Origin of the sequence: Neorhizobium sp. BT27B, from assembly GCF_050455485.1 — a bacterium.
Lineage (GTDB): Bacteria > Pseudomonadota > Alphaproteobacteria > Rhizobiales > Rhizobiaceae > Neorhizobium.
The window spans coordinates 1-2510 of sequence record NZ_JBCIYT010000035.1; the positions used below are offsets into that span (position 1 = coordinate 1).

Below are 2510 nucleotides of genomic sequence, written 5' to 3' on the forward strand. Positions count from 1 at the left end.
TGAGAGCGGCGGTGCAAAAGTCTGCCACGGTAACGGCGCGATAATCACGCCGTAGGGGCGGAGTAAAATCCGGCCACCTATCTTCCTTCTGCATTGGAAGCAGGAGGGACAAGGGGATCTACACCGTGGAATTGTATCTCAAGGTTCGCTTGGCCGTGTCGGAGGGGATGACCCGGCGTCAGGCTGCAAAGCATTTCAACATATCTCGCGACAGCGTTGCTAAGATGTTGTCGTATTCGACGCCGCCGGGCTATCAGCGTCAGTTGCCGATCCGGCGGCCGAAGCTGGATGCGTTCGTCTCGACAATTGATCATTGGCTCGATGAGGACGTGAAGGTGCCGCGCAAGCAGCGCCACACGGCCAAGCGGGTGTTCGACCGGCTCCGGGACGAGCGCGGCTTCACCGGTGGCTACACGATCATCAAGGATTACATGCGCGAGCGGGATCAGCGCCGCCAGGAGGTGTTCGTGCCGCTGGCTCATCCGCCGGGCCATGGGCAGGCCGACTTCGGTGAGGCTCTGGTGGTGATCGGCGGTGTCGAGCGGAAGGCGCACTTCTTCGTTTTGGATCTGCCGCACAGCGACGGCTGTTATGTGCGGGCCTATCCAGCGGCCGTATCGGAGGCCTGGGTCGACGGCCACATCCATGCGTTTGCGTTCTTCGGGGCCGTGCCGCAATCGATCGTCTACGACAATGATCGTTGCCTGGTCGCAAAGATCCTGCCTGATGGGACCCGCAAGCGTGCGGCGCTGTTCAGCGGTTTTTTGTCCCACTACCTGATCCGGGATCGTTACGGGCGGCCGGGCAAGGGCAACGATAAGGGAAACGTCGAGGGGCTTGTTGGCTATGCCAGACGCAACTTCATGGTGCCGATACCGCAGTTTCCAACATGGGAGGCGTTCAACGTCTGGCTGGAGGAGCAATGCCGCAAGCGCCAGCGCGACAAACTGCGGGGCGAGAGCGAGACGATCGGCGAACGGCTGCAGCGGGATCTGGCTGCCATGCGCATGTTACCGGCATCTCCATTCGATGCGTGCGATCAGGCCGGCGTCAAGGTAACGGCCCAGTCGTTGGCGCGTTACAAGACCAATGACTATTCCGTCCCGGTCGCCTACGGCCATCAGGATGTCTGGGTCAGGGGTTATGTCGACGAAGTGGTGATCGGCTGCCGCGGCGAGATCATCGCCCGTCATCCCCGGAGCTGGGACCGCGAGGACGTCGTCTTCGATCCTGTGCATTACCTGCCGCTGATCGAGCAGAAGATCAATTCGCTGGATCAGGCAGCACCTCTCCAGGGCTGGGATTTGCCAGAGGAATTCGCCACGCTGCGCCGTTTGATGGAAGGCCGCATGGCCAAGCATGGCCGGCGAGAATATGTGCAGGTCTTGCGCCTGCTGGAAAGCTTCGAGCTCGCCGACCTGCACGCGGCGGTAAAGCAGGCGCTCCAACTCGGCGCGATCGGCTTCGACGCCGTCAAGCATCTGATCCTGTGCCGAGTGGAGCGCCGGCCGCCACGACTGGACCTGTCCATCTACCCGTATTTGCCGAGGGCGACGGTCGAGACGACGTCGGCGAAGGCCTATATGCGACTGCTTTCCGCGCATGGGGAGGAAGCGGCATGAGTGACGAAGTGCCCGAGATCCTGCTCTCCCATTATCTCAAAACCCTCAAGCTCCCGACCTTCCAGCGCGAGTACCAGAAGCTGGCCCGGCTATGTGCCACCGAGGGCGTCGATCATGTCGAATACCTGTTCCGGCTTTCCGAAAGAGAGATGATCGAACGGGACCGCCGCAAGGTCGAGCGCCGTATCAAGGCGGCCAAATTCCCCGTCGTCAAAAGCCTCGACAGCTTCGACTTCGTAGCCATCCCCAAACTCAACAAGATGCAGGTGCTGGAACTGGCGCGATGCGAATGGATCGAGCGCCGGGAGAACGTCATCGCACTCGGGCCAAGCGGCACGGGCAAGACGCATGTCGCACTCGGTCTCGGCTTGGCCGCATGCCAGAAAGGCCTGTCCGTAGGCTTCACTACGGCCGCCGCTCTGGTCAGCGAGATGATGGAGGCACGTGACGAACGGCGTCTGCTCCGCTTCCAGAAGCAAATGGCTGCCTACCAGCTTCTCATCATCGATGAGTTGGGCTTTGTGCCGCTGTCCAAGACTGGTGCGGAATTGCTGTTCGAGCTGATCTCACAACGCTATGAACGCGGCGCGACCCTGATCACCAGCAATCTTCCGTTTGACGAATGGACAGAGACACTGGGATCGGAACGACTGACTGGTGCACTGCTCGATCGCATCACCCACCATGTCAACATTCTCGAAATGAACGGCGACAGCTATCGTCTCGCCCAAAGCCGCGCCAGAAAGGCCGGCTAAACCCTCCTTGAAAATCGCCACGCACGCATGAGACCCCCGCTCGGGCTACGCCCTCCCGGAGGTCTCATGCGTGCAACAAAAGTGGCCTGGTTTTACTCCGCCGCCTGGCCTTAATTTGCTCCGGCGTTGACAG

2 protein-coding genes are annotated in these 2510 nt (G+C 60.8%); both read left to right on the forward strand.

Annotated features, from left to right (window positions below):
* Nucleotides 1-125: 125 nt before the first annotated feature.
* A complete protein-coding gene (gene istA / locus AAIH70_RS30905; protein WP_132279139.1) occupies nucleotides 126-1622 on the forward strand; it encodes an IS21 family transposase in 1497 nt (498 codons plus the stop codon).
* Nucleotides 1619-2377 carry an IS21-like element helper ATPase IstB gene (istB, locus tag AAIH70_RS30910; RefSeq protein WP_132279142.1) on the forward strand — a complete coding sequence of 253 codons (759 nt, stop codon included), beginning with the start codon at nucleotides 1619-1621 and terminating at the stop codon, nucleotides 2375-2377. The genes istA and istB overlap by 4 nt, the downstream gene beginning before the upstream one ends.
* The last annotated feature ends 133 nt before the right edge of the window (nucleotides 2378-2510 follow it).